The sequence below is a fragment of the Pseudomonas sp. 67(2021) genome, from assembly GCF_017491835.1.
GTDB lineage: Bacteria > Pseudomonadota > Gammaproteobacteria > Pseudomonadales > Pseudomonadaceae > Aquipseudomonas > Aquipseudomonas atacamensis.
This window is the reverse complement of the sequence record NZ_JAFGYL010000004.1, coordinates 272040-292372: the sequence shown is the minus strand read 5'-3', so window position 1 is coordinate 292372 and position 20333 is coordinate 272040. Positions and strand designations below refer to the sequence as shown.

16 protein-coding genes are annotated in these 20333 nt (G+C 59.5%); 8 read left to right on the top strand and 8 right to left on the bottom strand.

The genetic code is table 11. The features are described from left to right. Positions 1 to 19: 19 nt before the first annotated feature. Positions 20 to 1306: a murein hydrolase activator EnvC gene (locus J5M66_RS08335; protein ID WP_207807975.1), complete on the bottom strand. Its 1287-nt coding sequence runs from the start codon at positions 1304 to 1306 to the stop codon at positions 20 to 22. 313 nt (positions 1307 to 1619) lie between these two features. Continuing rightward, on the bottom strand, positions 1620 to 3149 hold the full coding sequence (gene gpmI, locus J5M66_RS08330; RefSeq protein ID WP_207807974.1) for a 2,3-bisphosphoglycerate-independent phosphoglycerate mutase: 1530 nt from the start codon (positions 3147 to 3149) through the stop codon (positions 1620 to 1622). Positions 3150 to 3302: 153 nt separating this feature from the next. Here gpmI and J5M66_RS08325 point away from each other — a divergent pair, with 153 nt between their 5' ends. The 3 genes from J5M66_RS08325 to secB are packed head-to-tail and all read left to right on the top strand — an operon-like array spanning position 3303 to position 4515. Then, positions 3303 to 3716, top strand: a complete 414-nt coding sequence (locus J5M66_RS08325) for a rhodanese-like domain-containing protein (protein ID WP_016772116.1) — start codon at positions 3303 to 3305, stop codon at positions 3714 to 3716. A 1-nt stretch (position 3717) separates the two neighbouring features. Next, positions 3718 to 3972 (top strand): glutaredoxin 3, encoded by a 255-nt coding sequence (gene grxC, locus J5M66_RS08320; protein WP_016772115.1) that lies wholly within the window; start codon positions 3718 to 3720, stop codon positions 3970 to 3972. A 57-nt stretch (positions 3973 to 4029) separates the two neighbouring features. Continuing rightward, positions 4030 to 4515, top strand: coding sequence for a protein-export chaperone SecB (gene secB, locus J5M66_RS08315; protein WP_016772114.1), 486 nt, complete (start codon positions 4030 to 4032; stop codon positions 4513 to 4515). A gap of 123 nt (positions 4516 to 4638) precedes the next feature. Here secB and J5M66_RS08310 read toward each other — a convergent pair whose 3' ends face one another. Further along, the gene (locus J5M66_RS08310) at positions 4639 to 5094 is read right to left on the bottom strand and encodes a tRNA (cytidine(34)-2'-O)-methyltransferase (RefSeq protein ID WP_016772113.1); all 456 of its coding nucleotides are present in this window, start codon (positions 5092 to 5094) and stop codon (positions 4639 to 4641) included. Here J5M66_RS08310 and J5M66_RS08305 point away from each other — a divergent pair. The 3 genes from J5M66_RS08305 (at position 5093) to J5M66_RS08295 (ending at position 10269) form a co-directional block, all read left to right on the top strand. Further along, a complete protein-coding gene (locus J5M66_RS08305; protein ID WP_016772112.1) occupies positions 5093 to 5533 on the top strand; it encodes a hypothetical protein in 441 nt (146 codons plus the stop codon). The two genes, J5M66_RS08310 and J5M66_RS08305, sit on opposite strands and share 2 nt — an antisense overlap. Positions 5534 to 5625: 92 nt before the next feature. Next, positions 5626 to 7713, top strand: coding sequence for a leucine-rich repeat domain-containing protein (locus J5M66_RS08300; RefSeq protein WP_243432906.1), 2088 nt, complete (start codon positions 5626 to 5628; stop codon positions 7711 to 7713). Between the two features lie 84 nt (positions 7714 to 7797). Next, positions 7798 to 10269, top strand: coding sequence for a hypothetical protein (locus tag J5M66_RS08295; protein ID WP_207807973.1), 2472 nt, complete (start codon positions 7798 to 7800; stop codon positions 10267 to 10269). 543 nt (positions 10270 to 10812) lie between these two features. Here the strand turns inward: J5M66_RS08295 and ntrC are convergent. The 5 genes from ntrC to glnA all read right to left on the bottom strand — a co-directional run bounded on the left by ntrC (position 10813) and on the right by glnA (position 16431). Beyond that, positions 10813 to 12249, bottom strand: coding sequence for a nitrogen regulation protein NR(I) (gene ntrC, locus J5M66_RS08290; RefSeq protein WP_016772108.1), 1437 nt, complete (start codon positions 12247 to 12249; stop codon positions 10813 to 10815). Next, positions 12246 to 13331, bottom strand: coding sequence for a nitrogen regulation protein NR(II) (gene glnL / locus J5M66_RS08285; RefSeq protein WP_016772107.1), 1086 nt, complete (start codon positions 13329 to 13331; stop codon positions 12246 to 12248). The genes ntrC and glnL overlap by 4 nt, the downstream gene beginning before the upstream one ends. Before the next feature lie 230 nt (positions 13332 to 13561). Beyond that, positions 13562 to 14185, bottom strand: coding sequence for a DUF4124 domain-containing protein (locus tag J5M66_RS08280; RefSeq protein WP_123444039.1), 624 nt, complete (start codon positions 14183 to 14185; stop codon positions 13562 to 13564). Next, entirely contained in the window at positions 14182 to 14694 is a 513-nt protein-coding gene (locus J5M66_RS08275; protein WP_123444038.1) for a DUF4124 domain-containing protein, read from the bottom strand. Before J5M66_RS08275 ends, J5M66_RS08280 begins: the two co-directional genes overlap by 4 nt. A gap of 330 nt (positions 14695 to 15024) precedes the next feature. Continuing rightward, the gene (gene glnA / locus J5M66_RS08270; protein ID WP_016772104.1) at positions 15025 to 16431 is read right to left on the bottom strand and encodes a type I glutamate--ammonia ligase; all 1407 of its coding nucleotides are present in this window, start codon (positions 16429 to 16431) and stop codon (positions 15025 to 15027) included. A 327-nt stretch (positions 16432 to 16758) separates the two neighbouring features. On the opposite strand from glnA, the gene thiI reads away from it, so the two are divergent. Both thiI and typA read left to right on the top strand, forming a co-directional pair. After that, positions 16759 to 18213 carry a tRNA uracil 4-sulfurtransferase ThiI gene (thiI, locus tag J5M66_RS08265; protein WP_123444036.1) on the top strand — a complete coding sequence of 485 codons (1455 nt, stop codon included), beginning with the start codon at positions 16759 to 16761 and terminating at the stop codon, positions 18211 to 18213. A 139-nt stretch (positions 18214 to 18352) separates the two neighbouring features. Next, positions 18353 to 20173 (top strand): translational GTPase TypA, encoded by a 1821-nt coding sequence (gene typA, locus J5M66_RS08260; protein ID WP_016772102.1) that lies wholly within the window; start codon positions 18353 to 18355, stop codon positions 20171 to 20173. Positions 20174 to 20333 lie beyond the last annotated feature (160 nt).

Here is a 20333-nt window from a genome sequence, read left to right as displayed (position 1 = left end):
CCTGAATTAGATGGTGCGCTTATCCTTGCGCACGACACCATTGCGCCGGATCACTCGGGTGACCCTGCTGACGAATTGCGAAATACAGCGCTGGCGTGTCCTGACCGCCACTGTTACCGACAGTGGAAATCGACTCGCCCGCCTTGACCACATCACCCGCCGACTTGAGCAGCGTCTGGTTGTGGCCGTAAAGACTCAGAAAACCGTTGCCATGATCGAGGATCACCAGCAAACCGGCACCGCGCAGCCAATCGGCGAACACCACGCGCCCGCCGTGTACGGCGTGCACCTGGCTGCCGGCGGAGGCGCTGATCATCACGCCATCCCACTTGGTGCGGGCGTCGTCGCCACGGCTTTCACCGAAGCGCGCGAGTAATCGACCATCAACCGGCCACGGAAGTTTTCCCCGGGTTGCAGCAAAAGGCCCGCCAAACGTTTCGCCGCTGCTCGATACCAGCGCGCCGGGGCTTGATCTGACGGGTTTTCGTGGGGCGTCGCTGTTATCAGCCTGCGCCTCACGCAAACGCTTTTTTTCCGCTTCCTGCTGGGCGATCAGCGCTTTCTGCCGCGCTTCTTCTGCCTCACGAGCCTGGCGGGCCAGGGTTTCTTCAATGGTTTTAAGGACTTTAGACAGGTCTGCTTGATCCTGCTCGCGGGCGGCGAGTTTCTGGTCGCGGGCCTTGACGTCGTCATTGAGTTTGGCAAGGACCTGCTGGCGTTCCTTGCGGACTTTCTCGAGTGCTTCGCGCTGCGTGTCGAGGTCGCTTTTCTGCACCAGCAACTGCGCTTGCTGCAGGCCGATGTCTTTTTCGACATTGGCCAGCTGGCGCAGGGTTTCGTTGAAGTTCTTCAACTGCTCCAGGCGTGCCTGGCTCAGGTAGTCGTAATAGGTGAGGGTGCGGGCGAACTTCTCGGGGTTCTGCTGATTGAGCAGCAGCTTGAGGTATTCCTGGCGGCCGTTCTGGTACGCCGCTCGGGCCTGGATGGCGATCAGTCGCTGCTGTTCAGTGCGCGCGCTCTGGAGTTTTTTTTTCTCTGCATCGAGCCGCTGTAGCTCGGATTCGCTTTTCTGCAGTTCTTTCTGCAGCGCGTCGACCTGCTTCTGCAGCTTGCCCATCTCGGTTTCAGTGCCCTTGAGCTCTTTTTGCACGCCGGACTTTTCTTCCTGCAGCTTGCCCAGGAGTTTTTTCAGCTCGGCGATATCCTGACGCGTGGCCTCCAACTGCTGTTGGGTTTGCGCGCGCTCGTCGGCGAAGGCCGGCTGGAGCAGACAGGTCAGAGCAAGGGCGATCAGGACGCGAAGCATAGGGGCGGGCGGCACCAGGGTAGAGGACGGCCTAGTATGCCCGCCCGAGGCTGCAAAAAAAACGCCCAATTGGGGCTGTGTGATAACTGGACAGAAAAACACTCCACACCAATGCAGGAGTGACCTGTGGCGAGGGGATTTATCCCCGTTCGGCTGCGCAGCAGTCGTAAAACCAGCACATGCGGTGTATCAGAGATACCGCGGTGTTCGATTTCAGGGCGGCTGCGTCACCCGGCGGGCCGGTGCGACGGTTCGCTAAATCCCCTCGCCACAAAGTCATTTGCAGCAGGTTTCGCCGTTTTCTGGATTCGCGTTACACCAGGATCGAAGTACCTGTCATCTCCGCCGGTTTTTCCAGACCCAGCAGCATCAGCATGGTCGGCGCTACGTCCGCCAGCACGCCGCCTTTGCGCACTTTCAGGTCGCGTTTGCCGACGTAGATGAACGGCACCGGCTCGGTGGTGTGCGCGGTGTGCGCCTGACCGGTGGATTCATCAGCCATTTGCTCGACGTTGCCGTGGTCAGCGGTGATCAGTGCTTCGCCGCCGACCTTTTCCAGCGCCTCGACGATGCGACCGACGCAGGTGTCCAGGCACTCGACCGCCTTGACCGCCGCGTCGAAGACACCGCTGTGGCCGACCATGTCGCCGTTGGCGTAGTTGACCACGATCACGTCGTAGCGCTGGTTTTCGATGGCGTCGACGATACGGTCAGTGACTTCCGGGGCGCTCATTTCCGGCTGCAAGTCATAAGTCGCGACTTTCGGCGACGGGATCAGGATGCGCTCTTCGCCCGGGAACGGTTCTTCGCGACCGCCGGAAAAGAAGAAGGTCACGTGGGCGTATTTTTCGGTTTCAGCAATGCGCAGCTGGGTCTTGCCGTTTTTTGCCAGGTAATCACCGAGAACGTTTTCCAGGCTGCCGGCGGCGAAGGCCGACGGTGCCGGAATGCTTGCGGCGTACTGGGTCAGCATGACGAAACCGGCCAGTTTTGGCTGGCGGGCGCGCGCGAATTCCTTGAAATCGTCTTCGACGAACACGCGGGTCAGCTCGCGGGCGCGGTCGGCACGGAAGTTCATGAACACCACGGCGTCGCTGTCTTCAACTTTCACCGGCTCACCGATGGAAGTGGCTTTGACGAATTCGTCGCTTTCGCCACGGGCGTAGGCGGCTTCGAGACCTTCCTGAGCGGTGGCGGCGTTGAATTCGCCATTGCCGTCGACGATCAGGTTATAGGCCTGGGCGACGCGATCCCAACGGTTGTCACGGTCCATGGCGAAATAGCGGCCGATGATGCTGGCGATCCGGCCTTTGCCGAGGGCCTGGAAAGTCGCGTCGAGCAGTTCGATCGACGAAGCGGCGCTTTTCGGCGGCGTGTCGCGGCCATCGAGGAAGGCGTGCAGGTAGATTTTTTCGGCGCCGCGCTTGAAGGCCAGTTCGGCCATGGCGATCAGGTGATCCTGGTGGCTGTGCACGCCGCCATCGGACAGCAGGCCCATGAAGTGCACGGCTTTGCCGGCGGCCACGGCTTTATCGACAGCGGCGCAGATGGTCGGGTTTTCGAAGAATTCGCCGTCGCGGATCGCTTTGGTCACGCGGGTGAAGTCCTGATACACCACGCGCCCGGCGCCGAGGTTCATGTGGCCGACTTCGGAGTTGCCCATCTGGCCGTCCGGCAGGCCGACGTCCATGCCGCTGCCCGAAATCAAGCCGTTCGGCACCGTGGCCCACAGACGATCCAGCACAGGTTTCTTCGCCGCGAACACGGCATTGGATTCGGGGCTGTCGCTGTGACCGAAGCCGTCGAGAATCATCAGGACCAAAGGTTTGGGCGTAGTCGTCATGGAATCCACTCGTGGCTGATAAAGAAGAGGGCGATGGAAAACGGAGTTGGAGTTTAAAGCGAAGTTCCGACCGCGTCACCGCCGGACGGGGTTTGGCCGACCATAGTGGCTGTGTATACTGGCCGACATTTTAACGCCCTGGAACCTCCTTCGATGGTTGCTCACCTGATTGAATTTGCCACTAACCACTACATTCTTGTCGGTATCTTCGTCGTACTTCTGGCTCTGTTGCTGGCGCACACGATGCAGGGCGGCGGCAAGAGCCTGAGCACCGGCGAGCTGACCGCACTGGTCAATAAAGACGCAGGTGTGGTGGTGGACATCCGTCCGGCCAAGGATTATGCCGCTGGCCACATCGTCGGCGCGGTGAACATCCCGCAAGACAAACTGGCTGCCCGCGTCGGCGAGCTGGAAAAACACAAGGCCAAGACCATCATTCTGGTCGATGCCCTCGGTCAGACCGCCGGCACCCACGCCCGCGAGCTGATGAAGTCCGGCTTCACCGCCGCCAAGCTGTCCGGCGGGATTTCCAGCTGGAAAGGCGACAACCTGCCGCTGGTGAAATGACATGAGCGAAGTCATCGTCTACTCCAGCGATTACTGCCCTTACTGCTCGCGCGCCAAGCATCTGCTCGCCAGCAAAGGCGTGGCCTTCGAAGAGATCAAGGTCGATGGCAAGCCGCAGCTGCGTGCCGAAATGACCAAAAAGGCCGGGCGCACGTCCGTGCCGCAGATCTGGATCGGCGCAAAGCACATCGGCGGTTGCGATGATTTATACGCCCTGGAACGCGCCGGCAAACTCGACGCGCTGCTCAAGGGCTGAACGGCTGCACCCACGTACAGCACTCCCTAAAAGACCCAAGATCGATAAGGATCTGAGATGACTGACCAACAGAACACTGCAGCCAGCGAAGAAGAAACCGCACCGCAATTTTCCTTGCAGCGCATCTACGTACGCGACCTGTCCTTCGAAGCCCCGAAAAGCCCGGCGATCTTCCGCCAGCAGTGGGATCCGGCGGTCGGTCTGGATCTGAACACTCGCCAGAAAGCGCTGGAAGGCGATTTCTACGAAGTGGTGCTGACTCTTTCCGTCACCGTGAAAAACGGTGAAGAAGTGGCCTTCATCGCTGAAGTGCAACAGGCCGGTATCTTCCTGATCAAGAATCTGGACGCGGCTTCGATGAGCCACACCTTGGGTGCGTTCTGCCCGAACATCCTGTTCCCGTACGCCCGCGAAACCCTGGACAGCCTGGTTACCCGTGGCTCGTTCCCGGCGCTGATGCTGGCCCCGGTGAACTTCGATGCCCTGTACGCGCAAGAGCTGCAGCGCATGCAGGAAAGCGGCGAGACCCCGACCGTTCAGTAAGACGGTTCAGCAATACCCCATGTGGGAGCGAGCCTGCTCGCGAGAGCGGTCTGTCAGACACATCAATGTTGACTGACACTCCGTAATCGCGAGCAGGCTCGCTCCCACATTTGTTTTGCGGCGTTACTTGAAGTCGTTCTGCCGCCACGCTTCGTACACGGCGACCGCCACGGTGTTGGACAGGTTCAGGCTGCGGCAGCCTTCGCGCATCGGCAGGCGCAGGCGCTGTTCGGCGGGCAGGGCGTCGAGCACGTCCGCTGGCAGGCCACGGCTTTCCGGACCGAACAGAAACGCATCGCCGGGCACGAACGCGGCATCATGGAACGGCCGCGAACCCTTGGTGGTGAAGGCGAACACACGCGGGTTGCCCAGACTTTCCAGACAACTGGCCAGATCAGCGTGACGCTGTAACGTGGCATATTCGTGGTAGTCGAGACCGGCACGGCGCAGGCGCTTGTCGTCCATCTCGAAACCCAGTGGTTCGATCAAATGCAGGTGGCAGCCGCTGTTGGCGCACAGCCTGATAACGTTGCCGGTGTTCGGCGGAATTTCTGGTTGAAAAAGGATGACGTGAAACATGCACGGCTCCGAAGGTAAAGATGAGCGGCATTCTACGCCGCCTGTGGACAACCGTTCGAAACTATTCCCGCGAGTCATCGGCTCGCTGGCGATTGTCGGCTTGATGATCGGCTTGATGATCGGCCGGCTGACTACGCCGGATCCGAGCGTGCTGGAGCAGGTCGAGGTTACCGATGGCGGCCTGGTGGTGTGGTTCAACAACGAGCCGAAGCTGCACGGCGAGATCATCGACGGCACCGTCGCGCTGCTGTTTCAGGCCGAAGGTCGACCGCAGAAAGGCCAGCTCAGGCTCAACGGCAAGGACGTCAACTGGCGCATGCGCAAGAGTGATGGCGGATTGTTGCTGACGGTGCTGGCAGCGCGTCCGTTGCGGGGCGACTGGGTCGGCAGCGAGGTCGATGATCGCTGGCGACTGGAGATCCGTTTGAGCGAGCCCTAGCGGCACTTCTTCATCACTGGGGCGCGCTCCCACACTTTTTGAGGTCGTTTCCCACTGCGACCGTCTTCCTTTCCCATCTCCAGCACGTGCTCATGCACGCTATCGTTCGCCCCTACAAACGGCAGGATGCCGAAACCCGTCGTCCCCTTGCAGGAATGCAGGGGGGCGTCTTTTTCAAGGATGAAAATATGCCAGTCAAACCCCCTCGCGGTGGCGGTACCCACGTGGACGCCTCGGGCAGCCCACATCGGTCTGCAGACGTGGACACTTCGCTTCCCGGCCACTCGGGTCGCACAGGCGTCGATGTGGATATTGCTCAGCACCATTTGCTGCCGCGCGCCGGATCATCCACCGACGCCACCCTGGATGCCGTGCCCCCCGCCGCGGCCGTTGTAGTTCGCGCAATCGCGGAGGGTATTGGCCCGACCGCCACCCAGCCTTCGCTGGACAATTACGTCACCAACGCCCGAGCGGTACTTCCACAGGTCAACAGCGAAGGTTTGCGGGTGATCAGTCGGCGAACCTACGCAGACCTGGCCAACGGTGACCTGGTGCCTGTCGCCGTGGATCCTGCGACGGGTTTGTACCGAGCCCGGCGGCCAAACGAGTTGCTCCCTTCCGGCCCGGTGATGCTGCGCGATGTGGACAGCGGACTCTGGTATGCGCGTGAAGTCGCGGAGCCAACTACCCGGGAACAGATCCGCACCTACCTTCCCGACGCGACCGACGAGGACGCGGATGCCTTCATCGCCCGGTTTGATGACAAGGACGTGGCAGAGCTTGAGCTCAAGCATATCCAGCTTGGGCTTGCGCTATTGGACTCGACGGATTTTGACCTGCCGATCAGTCGAGGTTCCATTACATCGGACAACGAGTTTCATGAGGCGCGAAATATGTGGGCGACGTTTCGCCAGTTGTACCGATGGCAGGGCCAGCCCGAGCAGCGCGTCTACCGTGATGGGCGGCTCGTGGGCTTCAAGCTGGAAATCGATCTGACGATTTGGCCAGTTGCAAAGCCGCTTTCCTTGAAGTTCGGCTCAGTGGTTTCTCTGACTTTAAGAGGCCGTGGCCGGCTGGATCCGGACGTGTTTTGCGCACAATTTCCCAACCTTGAAAGTCTGACGATTACCAGTCGGGAAATCGGAGTGCAAGGCCGGTTTCAAGGATGGGACGTGATTAATTGGGTGCCTTCAAAATTCAGTCTGGATTCGCGCTTTGCCGAGCAATTGAAAAGATTCCCGCGTCTGCAAAGGCTGCACTTGCAGGACTGTAAATTGACGTCTGACTTTTCCGTACGAGGCCTTGCCAGGCTACATGAGCTATGGCTTTGCAATACATTCGAGGCCCCGGTGAATAGCCTCGACATGCAAATGCGGCATCAGGAGCAAGTCACCTTTTTGCAAGTGGCAGCTGACCTCAGAGGGATGACTGAACTGCGAGTGCTGGATCTGAGCCGCACCGGAATACACCTGCTGCCTTCCGGTCTTGAAGCCATCGACGTGGCGTCGAAGCTTGAAGTGTTGAGACTGGGGGGCAATCCGCTTGCGGACAGCCTTTCACTCGAAAACATGACCGCACTGCAGGAGCTGGATCTTTCCAATACACGATTGCAAAGATTTCCCGAGGGCGTTACCGACAGGATTCCCGCAAGAGAACTGAATCTTGCGGACAATCACATCAGGTCGATTCCCGAATCCGTGGAGCTCAGAGCGGGCTTCAATCTCATCGGCAATCCGATCACGGACCCGGCCTCGCTACGGCGGTTGATACGAGCACGTGCCGAGACAGGCACCGATATCTGGCTTGGGCAGGAAAGCAGCGATGGGTCTGCCGATCTCTGGCTACGCAATGTGCCACAGGACCAGATAGCGGAAAAACAAGCGCTGTGGGACAGGCATAACGCCGCAATGCCACTGGCAGTGACCGGCATTCTTCGTCGGCTGAGTCGAACGCCCGAGTTTCACGTCGAACGCCCGCTGCTGCAGCGGCGTGTGTGGTGGTTTCTGGAAATGTATGACCGGGCCGACGCTACTGAGCGGGCCAGGCTCGACGCCATTCTTCATACGGAAACGAGTCCCGGGAGGATGCTGGACCGGCTGGAGAATGAAATCCGCAGCTATGACGCAGGGCGACAGAATCAACCGCTGCACCCTCTGCCCAAGCGTCCGCGTATTGCTTAGGGGGATGTAAACAGCGGGCGGCACGATGCCGACACTACTACCCCCTGCACAAAAGCCGGGGCAACTTTTCAAGGATGAAAAAACATGCCAGTAAAACCACCTCGCGGGGGCAGCACCCACGTTGATACGGATGTCCACACGTTCCCGAAGCGAAGCTCCGACAAGGATTTCATACCGGCGGATGTACCCGTCCGCGATGGCACGGTCCCCTGGGCTGGCCTCGATGATCTGAAGTCGCGAAGCACCAAACCTGGCGACGACGCAGGCCCGGTTGCGATCCTGCCGGCGCCGGTGCTCGAAGTTCGCCCGGCGCCGCACCTTGCTGCAAGCCCCGCTGTCATAAACCGGTCACTGGAGACCTACCGGATAACGTCAGCGATCGAGCTGCCTGATGCTGATAGCGAAGGCTTCAGGATGTACAAAAATCGCTGTTATGTTGACGTACCTGACAGTGGCCTCGTTCTCGTCGCAGTGGATCCGGATACAGGGTGGTATCGCGCTCGACATTCCAGCGAGTTGTTCCCTTCCGGCCCATGGATGTTGCGCGATAGCGAGAGCGGCATCTGGCATCCGCACAGCGACTTCAGCACCCGCACCAACCCCCTGACCGCCAAAAGCCTGGACGGCTTTCATGCCGGGCCGGATCTCAGCGGCGCGCAATCGGGCAGCGACGGCGTGATACGTCACGAAGGCAGGCTCTATGTGGTCATCCATGAACAGGCGTATCAGGTCATGCAGGATCTGGATGCCTCCCGCCCGGAATACAGGGTTTGGCGCCTGGTCAAGCCCAACGATCCCGTCGCTGCCGACAGCGCGAATATCTACCGCGCCAGCCTTGGCGGTGAAACCCTGGCTATCACCCGCAGCGAGCAGAACACTTGGGTTTCCATGCTCACCGGTTTGCGCGGTGGGATGGACGGCGGTGCACAGGCGCCTGCCAACCCGTTCAACTTTCACCGCCCCTGGCTCACCGGCGCCGGCCCCTCAGGGGCACAACCGCCGGTTCTGGTTGCGACCACACGGGCGCAGGTCAAACGCTATTTTGCTGACGCGACGGATCAACATGCCGATGATTTCATTGCGCGATATGGAGAAGCGGGGGTGGCGGAAGTGGAACTCAAGCGGCTTCAGTTGGAGTTTCCTCGGTTGGACCGTGAGATCACTGCCTGGGAGACGGGCTACAAAGGCAAGGACAATGCAGAGCGCAGGCGCCGGCTGGCAATAGGTGCCAACATGCGCCGGTTGTTCAAGTGGCAGGGAGAACACTCGGAAAAAGTCTACCGAGATGGGCAGCTGGTCGGTTTCAAGCTGGAGCTCGACCTGGGAAGTCGGGGCAATCTCGCGCCGCCGGGTTTTTCGGTTCCGCTCAGAGCCGTCGTATCCCTGGTCCTGGAGGGAAGTCCCTCAAGAAGTCTGGGCAATGTGTTCTCGATGCTTTCCCACATTGAAACCCTCGAAGTACGCAGATTCAAAGGCAAGAGTCATGAACTGTTAAGCGAAATCGGTAAACTCCCGGCGTTGAAAGTCCTGACGATGCAGGAAGCCACACTCTGGCTCCCGTCGGTCACTCTTGAACATTTCACGCAACTGATCCGTTTGCGGGAGCTGAGCCTGACGCACTGCAGTATCTGGCCGCCTTTTTCGGTGCGCGGCATGACCGAGTTGCGGGTCTTGCGCGCACGTTCCTGTGGCCTGCGTCGTCCGCCTGACGGGCTGGGTGAATTGCCCGCGGCATCAAGGTTGGAGGTGCTTGATCTGTTCCATAACCCCGATCTGACAGACGCGCCTGATGTGACTCATATGTCCGCATTGCGAGAGTTGAATCTGGCCCACAGCTACATATCTTCGCCGCCGCCCGGGCTTGATTTGCCCAGCGGTCCGACGCGGCTGGAGAAACTGGATTTGTCGCAAAGCCGGCTGGCTGTGGCGCCTTCACTGCGGGGAATGACGGCGTTGCTGGAGGTCGATCTCAACCGTACTCGTATAAAGAGTTTCCCGGACGGCGTTACATCCGATATTCCCAGGACGCGTCTGGATCTGGCCCATACCGGGATCAGCGCAATTCCTGAACACATTGAGCTGAGAAAGGGTTTTGACCTCACTGGCAGCCCGATTGCCGACCCCGCTTCTCTGCGACGTCTGATAGCTGCACGTCGGCAGACGGGTAGCGATCTATGGCTGGGAAGAATCGAGTCTGATTTGGGGATCCATCACTGGATGCACCATGTTCCCCAAGCGCGACACGCTGAAAAGTCTGCGCTGTGGGATGCATTTGTCCTTGAAGCGAACTCCGCAATGATGAAACAAATCAGAAATCTGGTGCGTACGCCGGAATTTCAGGTTGAGCGGCTGCTTTTGCAGCGCCGGGTCTGGTCGTTTATCGAGCGTTTCCAAAACGCCAGTTACGGTGAGCAAAGAAGTTTGCTGCGTATTGCAACTGATGAAGCCAGCCCTGGAAAAATGCTGGACAGGCTGGAGGAGGAAATAAGGAGGTCTGACCCGACGTGGCAAAACCAGCCCCCACATCATGCGCCCGGGCGCCCGAGACTCGAGTAGGGGCGGGGGCGCTGCAGTGTAAAAGCGGGAATCCCTGACCTGCCTGTATCAGGGTTCCCAAAAGCATGGGCGTCGCGTTCAGCGTCGGCCCGGTGTAAAGAGGGAACCCCCGGCCTGCCTGTACCAAGGATCCCAAAAGGGTGGACTCATGCGTTGCGGTCTGAGCCCGATGTAAAGAGGGGAATCCCCGGCCTGCCTGTACCAAGGTCCCCGAAACGGGTGGTGAAACGAATCACCTGAGATAGGTATTGCAGGGTGCGTGCCAGGTTTAAATTCGCTGAAACAAAAAACGCTTTGGGAAAGCGAAAGCCCCGGAATACGGGGCTTTCGCTTATTTGAAGTCTGGAATTTTCAACACTTTGCAACTGGGCGATGAGCATCGGGCTCTGCGCGATCCCGGGTCATCGTGCATTGATGCGGTGCATGCTGCGCAAAAAGCTTCGTCGGAACGCCGCCAGGAGCAGGCTCGTTCCCACAGGGGAAGCGCATTCCAATTGTGGGAGCGAGCCTGCTCGAGAATGGGTTCAGCGGAGAACCGGAGACTTAACCCTCTTCCCCCTCATCATCATCCCCACCATCAACCTTCATCCCCAGTTCCTTGATCTTGCGCGTCAAGGTGTTCCGCCCCCAACCCAGCAGCACCGCCGCATCACGCCGACGTCCTGCGGTGTGCTTCAAAGCAGTCTCGATCATGATCCGCTCGAACGCCGGCACTGCGCTGTCGAGCAGGCTCGACTGGCCACGGGCCAGGGCCTGATCGGCCCACTGGCGCAGGGCCTGTTCCCAGTTGGTCACTGGCGCCGAATCCTGCGGCAGGTTGAGCAGTTCCGGTGGCAAGTCACTGATGTGCACTTCACGGCCGGAGGCCATGACGGTGATCCAGCGGCAGGTGTTCTCCAGCTGGCGCACGTTGCCCGGCCACGGCAGGTTTTTCAGGTATTCCTCGGTTTCGCTTTTCAGCAGCTTCGGCTCGACCGCCAGTTCCTGCGCGGCGCGGCTGAGGAAGTGCCGGGCCAGGGTCGGGATGTCTTCGCGACGATCCGACAGGCGCGGGATGTGGATGCGGATAACGTTGAGGCGGTGGAACAAGTCCTCGCGGAATTTGCCGGCGTGGACGAGCGTTTCCAGATTCTGGTGGGTCGCGGCGATGATGCGTACATCGACCTTCACCGGCACATGGCCGCCGACGCGGTAGAACTCGCCATCGGCCAACACACGCAGCAGACGGGTCTGGGTGTCCGCCGGCATGTCGCCGATTTCATCGAGAAACAGCGTGCCGCCGTCCGCCTGTTCAAAGCGACCGCGACGCAAATTCGCCGCGCCGGTGAACGCGCCTTTCTCGTGGCCGAACAGTTCCGATTCCATCAGATCCTTGGGAATCGCCGCCATGTTCAGGGCAATGAACGGCGAGGCCGCGCGTGGGCTGTGGCGGTGCAGGGCGTGGGCGACCAGTTCTTTACCGGTACCGGATTCGCCGTTGATCAGCACGGTGATGTTGGAGTGGCTCAGGCGCCCGATGGCACGAAACACTTCCTGCATCGCCGGCGCTTCGCCGATGATTTCCGGGGTGCGGGTCAGCGCCGGCACCACTTCTAAACCTTGCTGTTCCTGCGCATGTTGATTGGCGCGTTTGACCAGCGATACCGCTTCATCGACGTCGAAGGGCTTGGGCAGGTACTCGAAAGCGCCGCCCTGATAGGAGGCGACAGCGCTGTCCAGATCGGAGTGAGCGGTCATGATGATGACCGGCAGCCGTGGGTGCTGTTCGCGAATCCGCGCCAGCAGATCCAGGCCACTGGCGCCCGGCATGCGGATATCGGAAATGATCACGTCCGGCTGCTGCCGGGCCAGACGACTCATCACGCCATCGGCGCTGTCGAAGCTCTGGGTGGTCATGCCTTCCTGCTGCAAGGCCTTTTCCAGGACCCAACGGATAGAACGGTCGTCATCGACGATCCACACGGTTTCACTACGGCTCATGTCGATGTGGCTCCTTGTTCCAGTGGCAGGAAGATCGAGAAGGTGGTGTGGCCTGGATGGCTCTCACACTCGATCAGGCCCTGGTGCTGACTGATGATGTTCTGGGTAATGGCCAGGCCCAGCCCGGTACCGTCCGGGCGGCCGCTGACCATGGGAAAGAAAATGGTTTCCTGCAGTTCCGCCGGGATGCCCGGGCCGTTGTCGATGATCTCGATCTTGGTCACCAGACGATGGCGGATGTGGCCGATGGTGAACTGGCGCATGGCGCGGGTGCGCAGGCTGATGCGGCCCAGACGCAGCTCGTTCTGGCTGCTGATGGCCTGCATCGCGTTGCGCACGATGTTCAACACCGCCTGAATCATTTGCTCGCGGTCGATCAATACGTCGGGAATGCTCGGGTCGTAATCACGCACCAGGGTGATGCAGCCCTGGCTTTCGGCCTCGACCAGATGGCAGACGCGTTCGAGTACTTCGTGGACGTTGCACATGGCCAGCGACGGCAGTTTGTTCGAGCCGAGCATGCGATCGACCAGATTGCGCAGGCGGTCGGCCTCTTCGATGATCACATTGGTGTAATCGCGCAGGCTGTCTTCTGGCAGTTCGCGGGCGAGCAATTGCGCCGCGCCACGGATGCCGCCGAGGGGGTTCTTGATCTCGTGGGCGAGGCCGCGTACCAGCATCTTGCTGGTTTCCTGCTTGGACAGCTGCGCCTCTTCCTTGGTGATGCGCAACAGGCGATCACGCGGATGCACTTCAAGCAAAAGCAAAGTCTCGCCGTTACTTAGAATCGGCGTCACCGCGTAATCCACGGTCAGCGTCTGGCCGGTGAGGGCGGTGAGCATCGCTTCACGCTTGGTGAAAGGGTGCGCCTGCTCCACCGCCTGACGCAGGGAATTGAGCGCCTCGGGGGATTCGGTAAACAGCTCGCTGATGAACTGGCCGTGACTGCGCTGACCGCTGACCGCCAGCAGCATCTCCGCCGCCGGGTTCATGTACTCCAGTCGCAATTCGGCGTCGAGCAGGATGGTCGCCGTGGTCAGGTTGTCGAGTAGCAAACGGTGAATAGCGTCGCTTATGGTCATCTGGACCCCTTTTGGAGCAAGGCGTGCGCGAGAACAAAGCGCTGATGTCGGGAAAATGCAAAAACCAAACCAAGGCTCCGAAAAGAAGCGTTTAACCCCTGAAACAGGCGTTTGACGCGCGTTTGTATGGCACGAAGCCAGCTCCAACGGGAAGTTTCGAACCAAAATGGGTTGGGGTGTGGGCGAGATGCAGTTTAGTGCACCAATAGGGTGCGTATGCCCGGCAGGCGTTAAAAGAAGCGCAGGAATGGATTTTTCGGTTCTTCAGGTTTGTCCTTGAGCGGGCATTCCGGGCGCACGCCGTATTCGTCGGCGACACAGGGTTTGACCTGACGTTTCTGCGCCAGGGAAATGCGCAGCATGTGGAACGGCTGATTGGCGGTGCGTTCCACGGTACGCCCGGCGGCGTCGAGAATCTCGATCGAAAGGCTGTGGCTGCCGCGATCGATATTGCTCAGCGCAAATACCGGGCTGACGCCGGGCTCGCCAGTGGCCTTGCCATCCAGCAGCAAGCGATAACGATGGCCGCCTTGCAGGCCGGGCTCGCTGGTGACGCTGACGATCAGCTCGCCGGCGCTGTTGCGCAAAGTAGCATCGGGCTCCGGGATCAGAATGCGCAGCATGTCGTAGTGAAAGGGCGCTGGTTCGGCGGATTTTTTCGCTGTGGTGATCGGCGCTGCGGTGTTGGCAGGGACCGCCATGCGATTGCTCGTCGCGATCGGCACTCGCTTGGCGTTGGCGCGTGGCTGGTCGGTATAGACGCGGTTGCCCTGCGCGTCGAGATAGGTGAAGACCTCCGCCGAGGCGGACGTCGACATCAGTGCCAGGACGAGTACCAGCCCCGCGCGGATCATGGCGTGTGCACCCGTTGCACGGTGAAGACCGCGGGCGGGCTCTGCTGGATGACAGTCTGGCCATCGATCACTTGCACGGCCAGGCGATGCTCGCCGCGATCAATGTTGATCAATTGCAGAACCGGCACGTTGCTCGGCTGGCCATAGGGCTGGTCGTCGAGCAGCAGCCTTAATTGATGCGGCGGTTGCAGGCGCGGTTTGATCAGGACGTTGACCGTGAAGGTGCCGTTGTTGGCGCGCAGCGCCTCGTCAGTGGGCAGGCCGGCGAGTTCGAGGATTTCATAGGCGTTGCGCGCTGGTTGCGGTTGTTCTGCGGTGGGTGCTTGCGGCGCACTCGGTGCTTGCGGCTCGACCCGATTGAGCGGTGGCAGCTCGACCGGTTGCGCCTGCACGCCGTCCGGCGGCTGATTGCTGTACGCCGTGTTGCCGTTGGCGTCGGTGTACTTGTAGATCTGCGCGGCGGTGGGCAGGGCGATCAGCAGCAAAATGTAGAGAAACGTGCGACCCATGAAATCGACCGGGGTTGGAAGCGATGGGTAGCAGCATAGGGCAGGTGGGGCGGTTGGCCAAAACCGTTAATAACTGGAATTGAAAAGACTGGTAGCCAAAACACGGATCGTTCCCATGCTCTGCGTGGGAATGCCTCCTGGGCCGCTCCGCGTCCAGTGACGCGGAGCGTCACGGGCTGCATTCCCACACGGAGCGTGGGAACGATCAATGACCCACCGCTTTCGCGAGCAGGCTCGCTCCCACATGGAAAATGCGTTGCGCCGGGCAATAAAAAAGGCCTCCCGAAGGAGGCCTCTTTCTGTCGCGCCACTTTACGCAGCGCTACCGGATCAGCAGCTGTAGTACAGCTCATATTCCAGTGGGTGTACGAAGGTGCGAACCTTGATTTCTTCTTCCGATTTCAGCGCGATGTAAGCGTCGATGAAGTCGTCGGAGAACACGCCGCCCTTGGTCAGGAAGGCGCGGCCCTTGTCCAGCTCTTCCAGGGCTTCTTTCAGGCTGCCGCAAACCTGTGGAATCTCTTTCGCCTCTTCAGGCGGCAGGTCGTACAGGTTTTTGTCGGCAGCATCGCCTGGGTGGATCTTGTTCTGGATACCGTCCAGACCGGCCATCAGCAGTGCTGCGAAGGCCAGGTACGGGTTGGCAGCCGGATCCGGGAAGCGTGCTTCGATACGGCGGGCTTTCGGGCTCGACACGTAAGGAATACGGATCGAAGCGGAACGGTTGCGAGCCGAGTAGGCAAGCATTACCGGAGCTTCGAAGCCTGGCACCAGACGCTTGTAGGAGTTGGTCGCCGGGTTGGTGAAGCCGTTCAGGGCCTTACCGTGCTTGATGATGCCGCCGATGAAGTACAGAGCGGTATCGGACAGGCCGGCATAGCCTTCACCTGCGAAGGTGTTCTTGCCATCTTTCCAGATCGACATGTGTACGTGCATGCCCGAACCGTTGTCGCCGTACAGTGGCTTCGGCATGAAGGTCGCGGTGCGGCCGTAAGCGTCGGCAACGTTGTGCACAACGTATTTCAGGGTCTGAACTTCGTCGGCCTTCTTCACCAGGGTGTTGAACTTGACGCCGATTTCGTTCTGGCCGGCAGTTGCCACTTCGTGGTGGTGAACTTCAACCGACTGACCCATTTCTTCCAGTGCGTTGCACATGGCGGTACGGATTTCGTGGTCGTGGTCGAACGGTGGAACCGGGAAGTAGCCGCCTTTCACGCCTGGACGGTGACCCTTGTTGCCGCCTTCGATGTCCTGGTCGGACATCCACGAACCTTGCTCGGAGTAGATCTTGAACATCGAGCCGGAGATGTCCGACTTGAATTTCACCGAGTCAAAGATGAAGAACTCAGGCTCTGGACCGGCGAATACGGTGTCACCGATACCGGTAGCTTTCAGGTGCTCTTCGGCGCGCTTGGCGATCGCACGTGGGTCGCGATCGTAGCCCTGCATGCTCGAAGGCTCGATGATGTCGCACACCAGAATCAGGGTTGGGTCTTCGGTGAACGGATCGAGTACGGCAGTTTCGTCGACCGGCATCAGGATCATGTCGGAGGCTTCGATGCCTTTCCAGCCGGAGATGGAGGAACCGTCGAACATCTTGCCGACTTCGAAGAAGTCGTCATCCAGCGCATCGCGAGCCGGCATGGTCACGTGGTGCTGAGTGCCTTTGGTGTCCGTGAAGCGCAGATCAATCCACTTGACGTCATGATCTTTGATGAGTTGAACCGACTTCGACATAGTGTCCTCCGGGTGAATTAGGGCGGGTAGTGGATGCCCTTAATAATGGTGATGCCGGCGCGAATACTCTGCCAAGGCAACCTGCCTCACAAGGGAGCAAATTGCATGCCAGTGCCCCAGCATGGGTTTTTTGCCCCAAATTCACGCTTATTAAGGTGCGCAGGCTACTGAATCGACAAATCCCGCCCCGTAATGTTGCGTTTAATTCCGTAAATGACCTGTTTTGGTGCGCGCAAAACCTTCTGCACATTAACTGGTTAAACCTTGAGCAATTTCCGCTATAATCCGCGCCCCCCTTTTTCGGCTGGCCGTTCGCGCGCTGTTTTCATGAAACTTATCGTAAAAGTCTTCCCCGAGATCACCATCAAAAGCCGACCTGTCCGGACGAAATTCATCCGCCAGTTGGCCAAGAACATCCGCACCGTGCTCCGTGACCTGGACCCGGCCTTGGTGGTGAACGGCGTGTGGGACAATCTCGAGCTGGAAACCCGCGTCACCGACCCCAAAGCCTTGAAGGAGATGGGCGAGCGCCTGACCTGCATGCCGGGGATCGCGCACTTTCTGCAGATCGACGAGTACCCGCTGGGCGACTTCGACGACATTACCGAAAAGTGCAAACAGCACTACGGCGATGCGCTGGCCGGGAAGATTTTCTCGGTGCGCTGCAAGCGCGCAGGCAAGCATGCATTCAGCTCGATGGACGTGGAAAAATACGTCGGCAGCAAGCTGCGTCGCGAGTGCGGTGCGGCCGGAATCGACCTTAAAGCGCCGCAAATCGAAGTCCGTATCGAAGTTCGCGACAAACGGTTGTTCGTGATTCACAGCCAGCACAACGGCATCGGCGGCTACCCGCTGGGTGCGCTGGAGCAGACGCTGGTGTTGATGTCCGGCGGCTTCGATTCGACCGTGGCGGCTTACCAGATCATGCGTCGCGGCCTGATGGCGCACTTCTGCTTCTTCAATCTCGGCGGGCGTGCACACGAATTGGGCGTGATGGAAGTCGCGCACTTCATCTGGAAGAAGTACGGCAGCTCGCAACGCGTGCTATTTGTCAGTGTGCCGTTCGAGGAAGTGCTGGGCGAAATTCTCGGCAAAGTCGATAACAGTCATATGGGCGTGGTTTTGAAGCGTATGATGTTGCGCGCCTCGTCCGAGATCGCCGAACGCCTGCACATCGATGCACTGGTGACCGGTGAAGCGATCTCCCAGGTGTCGAGCCAGACGCTGCCGAACCTGTCTGTGATCGACTGCGTGACCGATAAACTGGTGCTGCGGCCGCTGATCGTCGCGCACAAGCAGGACATCATCGACACCGCCAACGAGATCGGCACCGCCGATTTCGCCCGGCACATGCCGGAATATTGCGGCGTGATTTCGGTCAACCCCAAGACTGCCGCCAAGCGGGGCCGGGTTGAGCACGAAGAGAAAGAATTCGACATGGCGGTACTCGAGCGTGCGCTCGCCAACGCCAAACTGGTGCCGATCGATCGGGTAATCGACGAGTTGGGCCAGGATTTGCAGATTGAAGAAGTCAGCGAAGCGCTGGCCGGTCAGATCGTCATCGACATCCGCCACCCGGATGCCGCCGAGGATGACCCGCTGGAACTCGCCGGCATAGAGGTACAGACGATGCCGTTCTATGCAGTGAACGCACGTTTCAAGGAACTGGACCCTACTCGCCAGTACCTGCTGTATTGCGACAAAGGCGTGATGAGTCGCCTGCATGCCCACCATTTGCTCAGTGAGGGGCATGCCAATGTGCGCGTTTATCGACCGAGCTAAGTGCCCGGGGCTGTTTGCCTGTGGCCTGCGTCACCGGCCCCCCGACACCGCCGTCAAGCTGTAACGGCCATGCCGGACACTACTGCTAATCGCTGCCATGACTTGTCAGCAAACCGAATCCTCTGATCGAGATACACAAGTGATCGAAAATCTACGCAACATCGCCATCATTGCCCACGTTGACCACGGTAAAACCACCCTGGTAGACAAACTCCTGCGTCAATCCGGCACCCTGGAGCGCAACGAGCTCAACGACGAGCGCGTGATGGACTCCAACGACCAGGAAAAAGAGCGCGGTATTACCATTCTGGCGAAGAACACCGCCATCAACTGGAACGGCTACCACATCAATATCGTGGACACCCCGGGCCACGCCGACTTCGGCGGCGAAGTTGAACGCGTAATGTCGATGGTCGACTCCGTTCTGCTGCTGGTTGACGCTCAAGACGGCCCTATGCCGCAAACCCGTTTCGTGACCAAGAAGGCTTTCGAAGCCGGCCTGCGTCCAATCGTGGTGATCAACAAGGTTGACCGTCCAGGCGCACGTCCGGACTGGGTTCTGGACCAGATCTTCGACCTGTTCGACAACCTCGGTGCGACCGAAGAACAACTGGACTTCCAGGTTGTTTACGCTTCGGCCCTGAACGGTATTGCCGGTCTGGACCACACCGCCATGGCGGAAGACATGACTCCGCTGTACCAGGCGGTAGTCGACCACGTTCCGCCTCCGGCCGTTGACCGTGACGGTCCGTTCCAGATGCAGATCTCCGCTCTGGACTACAACAGCTTCCTGGGTGTTATCGGTGTTGGCCGTATCGCTCGCGGTCGCGTCAAGCCGAACACCCCGGTTGTCGCTATCAGCGCCGACGGCAAGCGCCGCAACGGTCGTATCCTGAAGCTGATGGGTCACCACGGTCTGCACCGCATCGACGTTGACGAAGCAGCAGCTGGCGACATCGTCTGCATCAGCGGCTTCGACGAGCTGTTCATCTCCGACACTCTGTGCGATATCAACACCGTCGAGGCGATGAAGCCGCTGACCGTTGACGAGCCAACCGTTTCCATGACCTTCCAGGTAAACGACTCGCCATTCTGCGGTAAAGAAGGCAAGTTCGTGACCTCCCGTAACATCAAGGATCGTCTGGACAAAGAGCTGCTGTACAACGTTGCACTGCGCGTTGAAGAAGGCGACTCGGCTGACAAGTTCAAGGTTTCCGGCCGTGGTGAGCTGCACCTCTCGGTACTGATCGAAACCATGCGTCGCGAAGGCTTCGAGCTGGCACTGGGCCGTCCTGAAGTGATCATCCGTGAAGTTGACGGCGTGAAGCAGGAACCGTTCGAAAACGTCACCATCGACATCCCTGAAGAATCCCAGGGCAAGGTCATGGAAGAGATGGGTCTGCGTAAGGGCGACCTGAGCAACATGGTGCCGGATGGCAAGGGCCGTGTTCGTCTGGAATACAACATCCCTGCTCGCGGTCTGATCGGTTTCCGTAACCAGTTCCTGACCCTGACCAACGGTGCTGGCATCCTGACCTCGATCTTCGACCGTTACGCTCCAGTGAAGTCGGGCCACATGTCCGGCCGTCAGAACGGCGTTCTGGTTTCGGTTGAAACCGGCAAGGCTCTGACCTACTCGCTGGAAACCCTGCAGGCTCGTGGCAAGCTGTTCGTAGAACACGGCCAGGAAATCTACAACGGTCAGATCGTTGGTCAGAACAGCCGCGACAACGACCTGGGCGTCAACCCAACCAAAGGCAAGAAGCTCGACAACATGCGTGCTTCTGGTAAAGACGAAACCATCGCTCTGGTCCCACCTGTTCGCTTCACCCTGGAACAGGCTCTGGAATACATCCAGGAAGACGAGCTGTGCGAAGTTACGCCTAAGTCGATCCGTCTTCGCAAGAAGATCCTCGACGAAAGCGAGCGTACCCGCGCTGCGAAGAAAGCCAAGGCGTAATTCAGCCCTGGAATAGAAAACGCCCCCGGTCGCGAGACCGGGGGCGTTTTTGTTTGTCTGGGGTTTAGGCGATCTTTGTGCTGGCCTCATCGCTGGCAAGCCAGCTCCCACAGGGTTTTGTGGGCGTATTGATCGTTCCTACGCTCTGCGTGGGAATGCC

Excerpts from the sequence above, each read along its gene's own strand:
- J5M66_RS08295 (WP_207807973.1), top strand. The coding sequence starts at position 7,798 with ATGCCAGTAAAACCACCTCGCGGGGGCAGCACCCACGTTGATACGGAT.
- J5M66_RS08305 (WP_016772112.1), top strand. The coding sequence starts at position 5,093 with ATGCACGGCTCCGAAGGTAAAGATGAGCGGCATTCTACGCCGCCTGTG.
- secB (WP_016772114.1), top strand. The coding sequence starts at position 4,030 with ATGACTGACCAACAGAACACTGCAGCCAGCGAAGAAGAAACCGCACCG.
- gpmI (WP_207807974.1), bottom strand. The coding sequence starts at position 3,149 with ATGACGACTACGCCCAAACCTTTGGTCCTGATGATTCTCGACGGCTTC.
- J5M66_RS08280 (WP_123444039.1), bottom strand. The coding sequence starts at position 14,185 with ATGATCCGCGCGGGGCTGGTACTCGTCCTGGCACTGATGTCGACGTCC.
- J5M66_RS08300 (WP_243432906.1), top strand. The coding sequence starts at position 5,626 with ATGCACGCTATCGTTCGCCCCTACAAACGGCAGGATGCCGAAACCCGT.
- ntrC (WP_016772108.1), bottom strand. The coding sequence starts at position 12,249 with ATGAGCCGTAGTGAAACCGTGTGGATCGTCGATGACGACCGTTCTATC.
- J5M66_RS08335 (WP_207807975.1), bottom strand. The coding sequence starts at position 1,306 with ATGCTTCGCGTCCTGATCGCCCTTGCTCTGACCTGTCTGCTCCAGCCG.
- J5M66_RS08310 (WP_016772113.1), bottom strand. The coding sequence starts at position 5,094 with ATGTTTCACGTCATCCTTTTTCAACCAGAAATTCCGCCGAACACCGGC.
- grxC (WP_016772115.1), top strand. The coding sequence starts at position 3,718 with ATGAGCGAAGTCATCGTCTACTCCAGCGATTACTGCCCTTACTGCTCG.
- J5M66_RS08325 (WP_016772116.1), top strand. The coding sequence starts at position 3,303 with ATGGTTGCTCACCTGATTGAATTTGCCACTAACCACTACATTCTTGTC.
- glnA (WP_016772104.1), bottom strand. The coding sequence starts at position 16,431 with ATGTCGAAGTCGGTTCAACTCATCAAAGATCATGACGTCAAGTGGATT.
- thiI (WP_123444036.1), top strand. The coding sequence starts at position 16,759 with ATGAAACTTATCGTAAAAGTCTTCCCCGAGATCACCATCAAAAGCCGA.
- J5M66_RS08275 (WP_123444038.1), bottom strand. The coding sequence starts at position 14,694 with ATGGGTCGCACGTTTCTCTACATTTTGCTGCTGATCGCCCTGCCCACC.
- glnL (WP_016772107.1), bottom strand. The coding sequence starts at position 13,331 with ATGACCATAAGCGACGCTATTCACCGTTTGCTACTCGACAACCTGACC.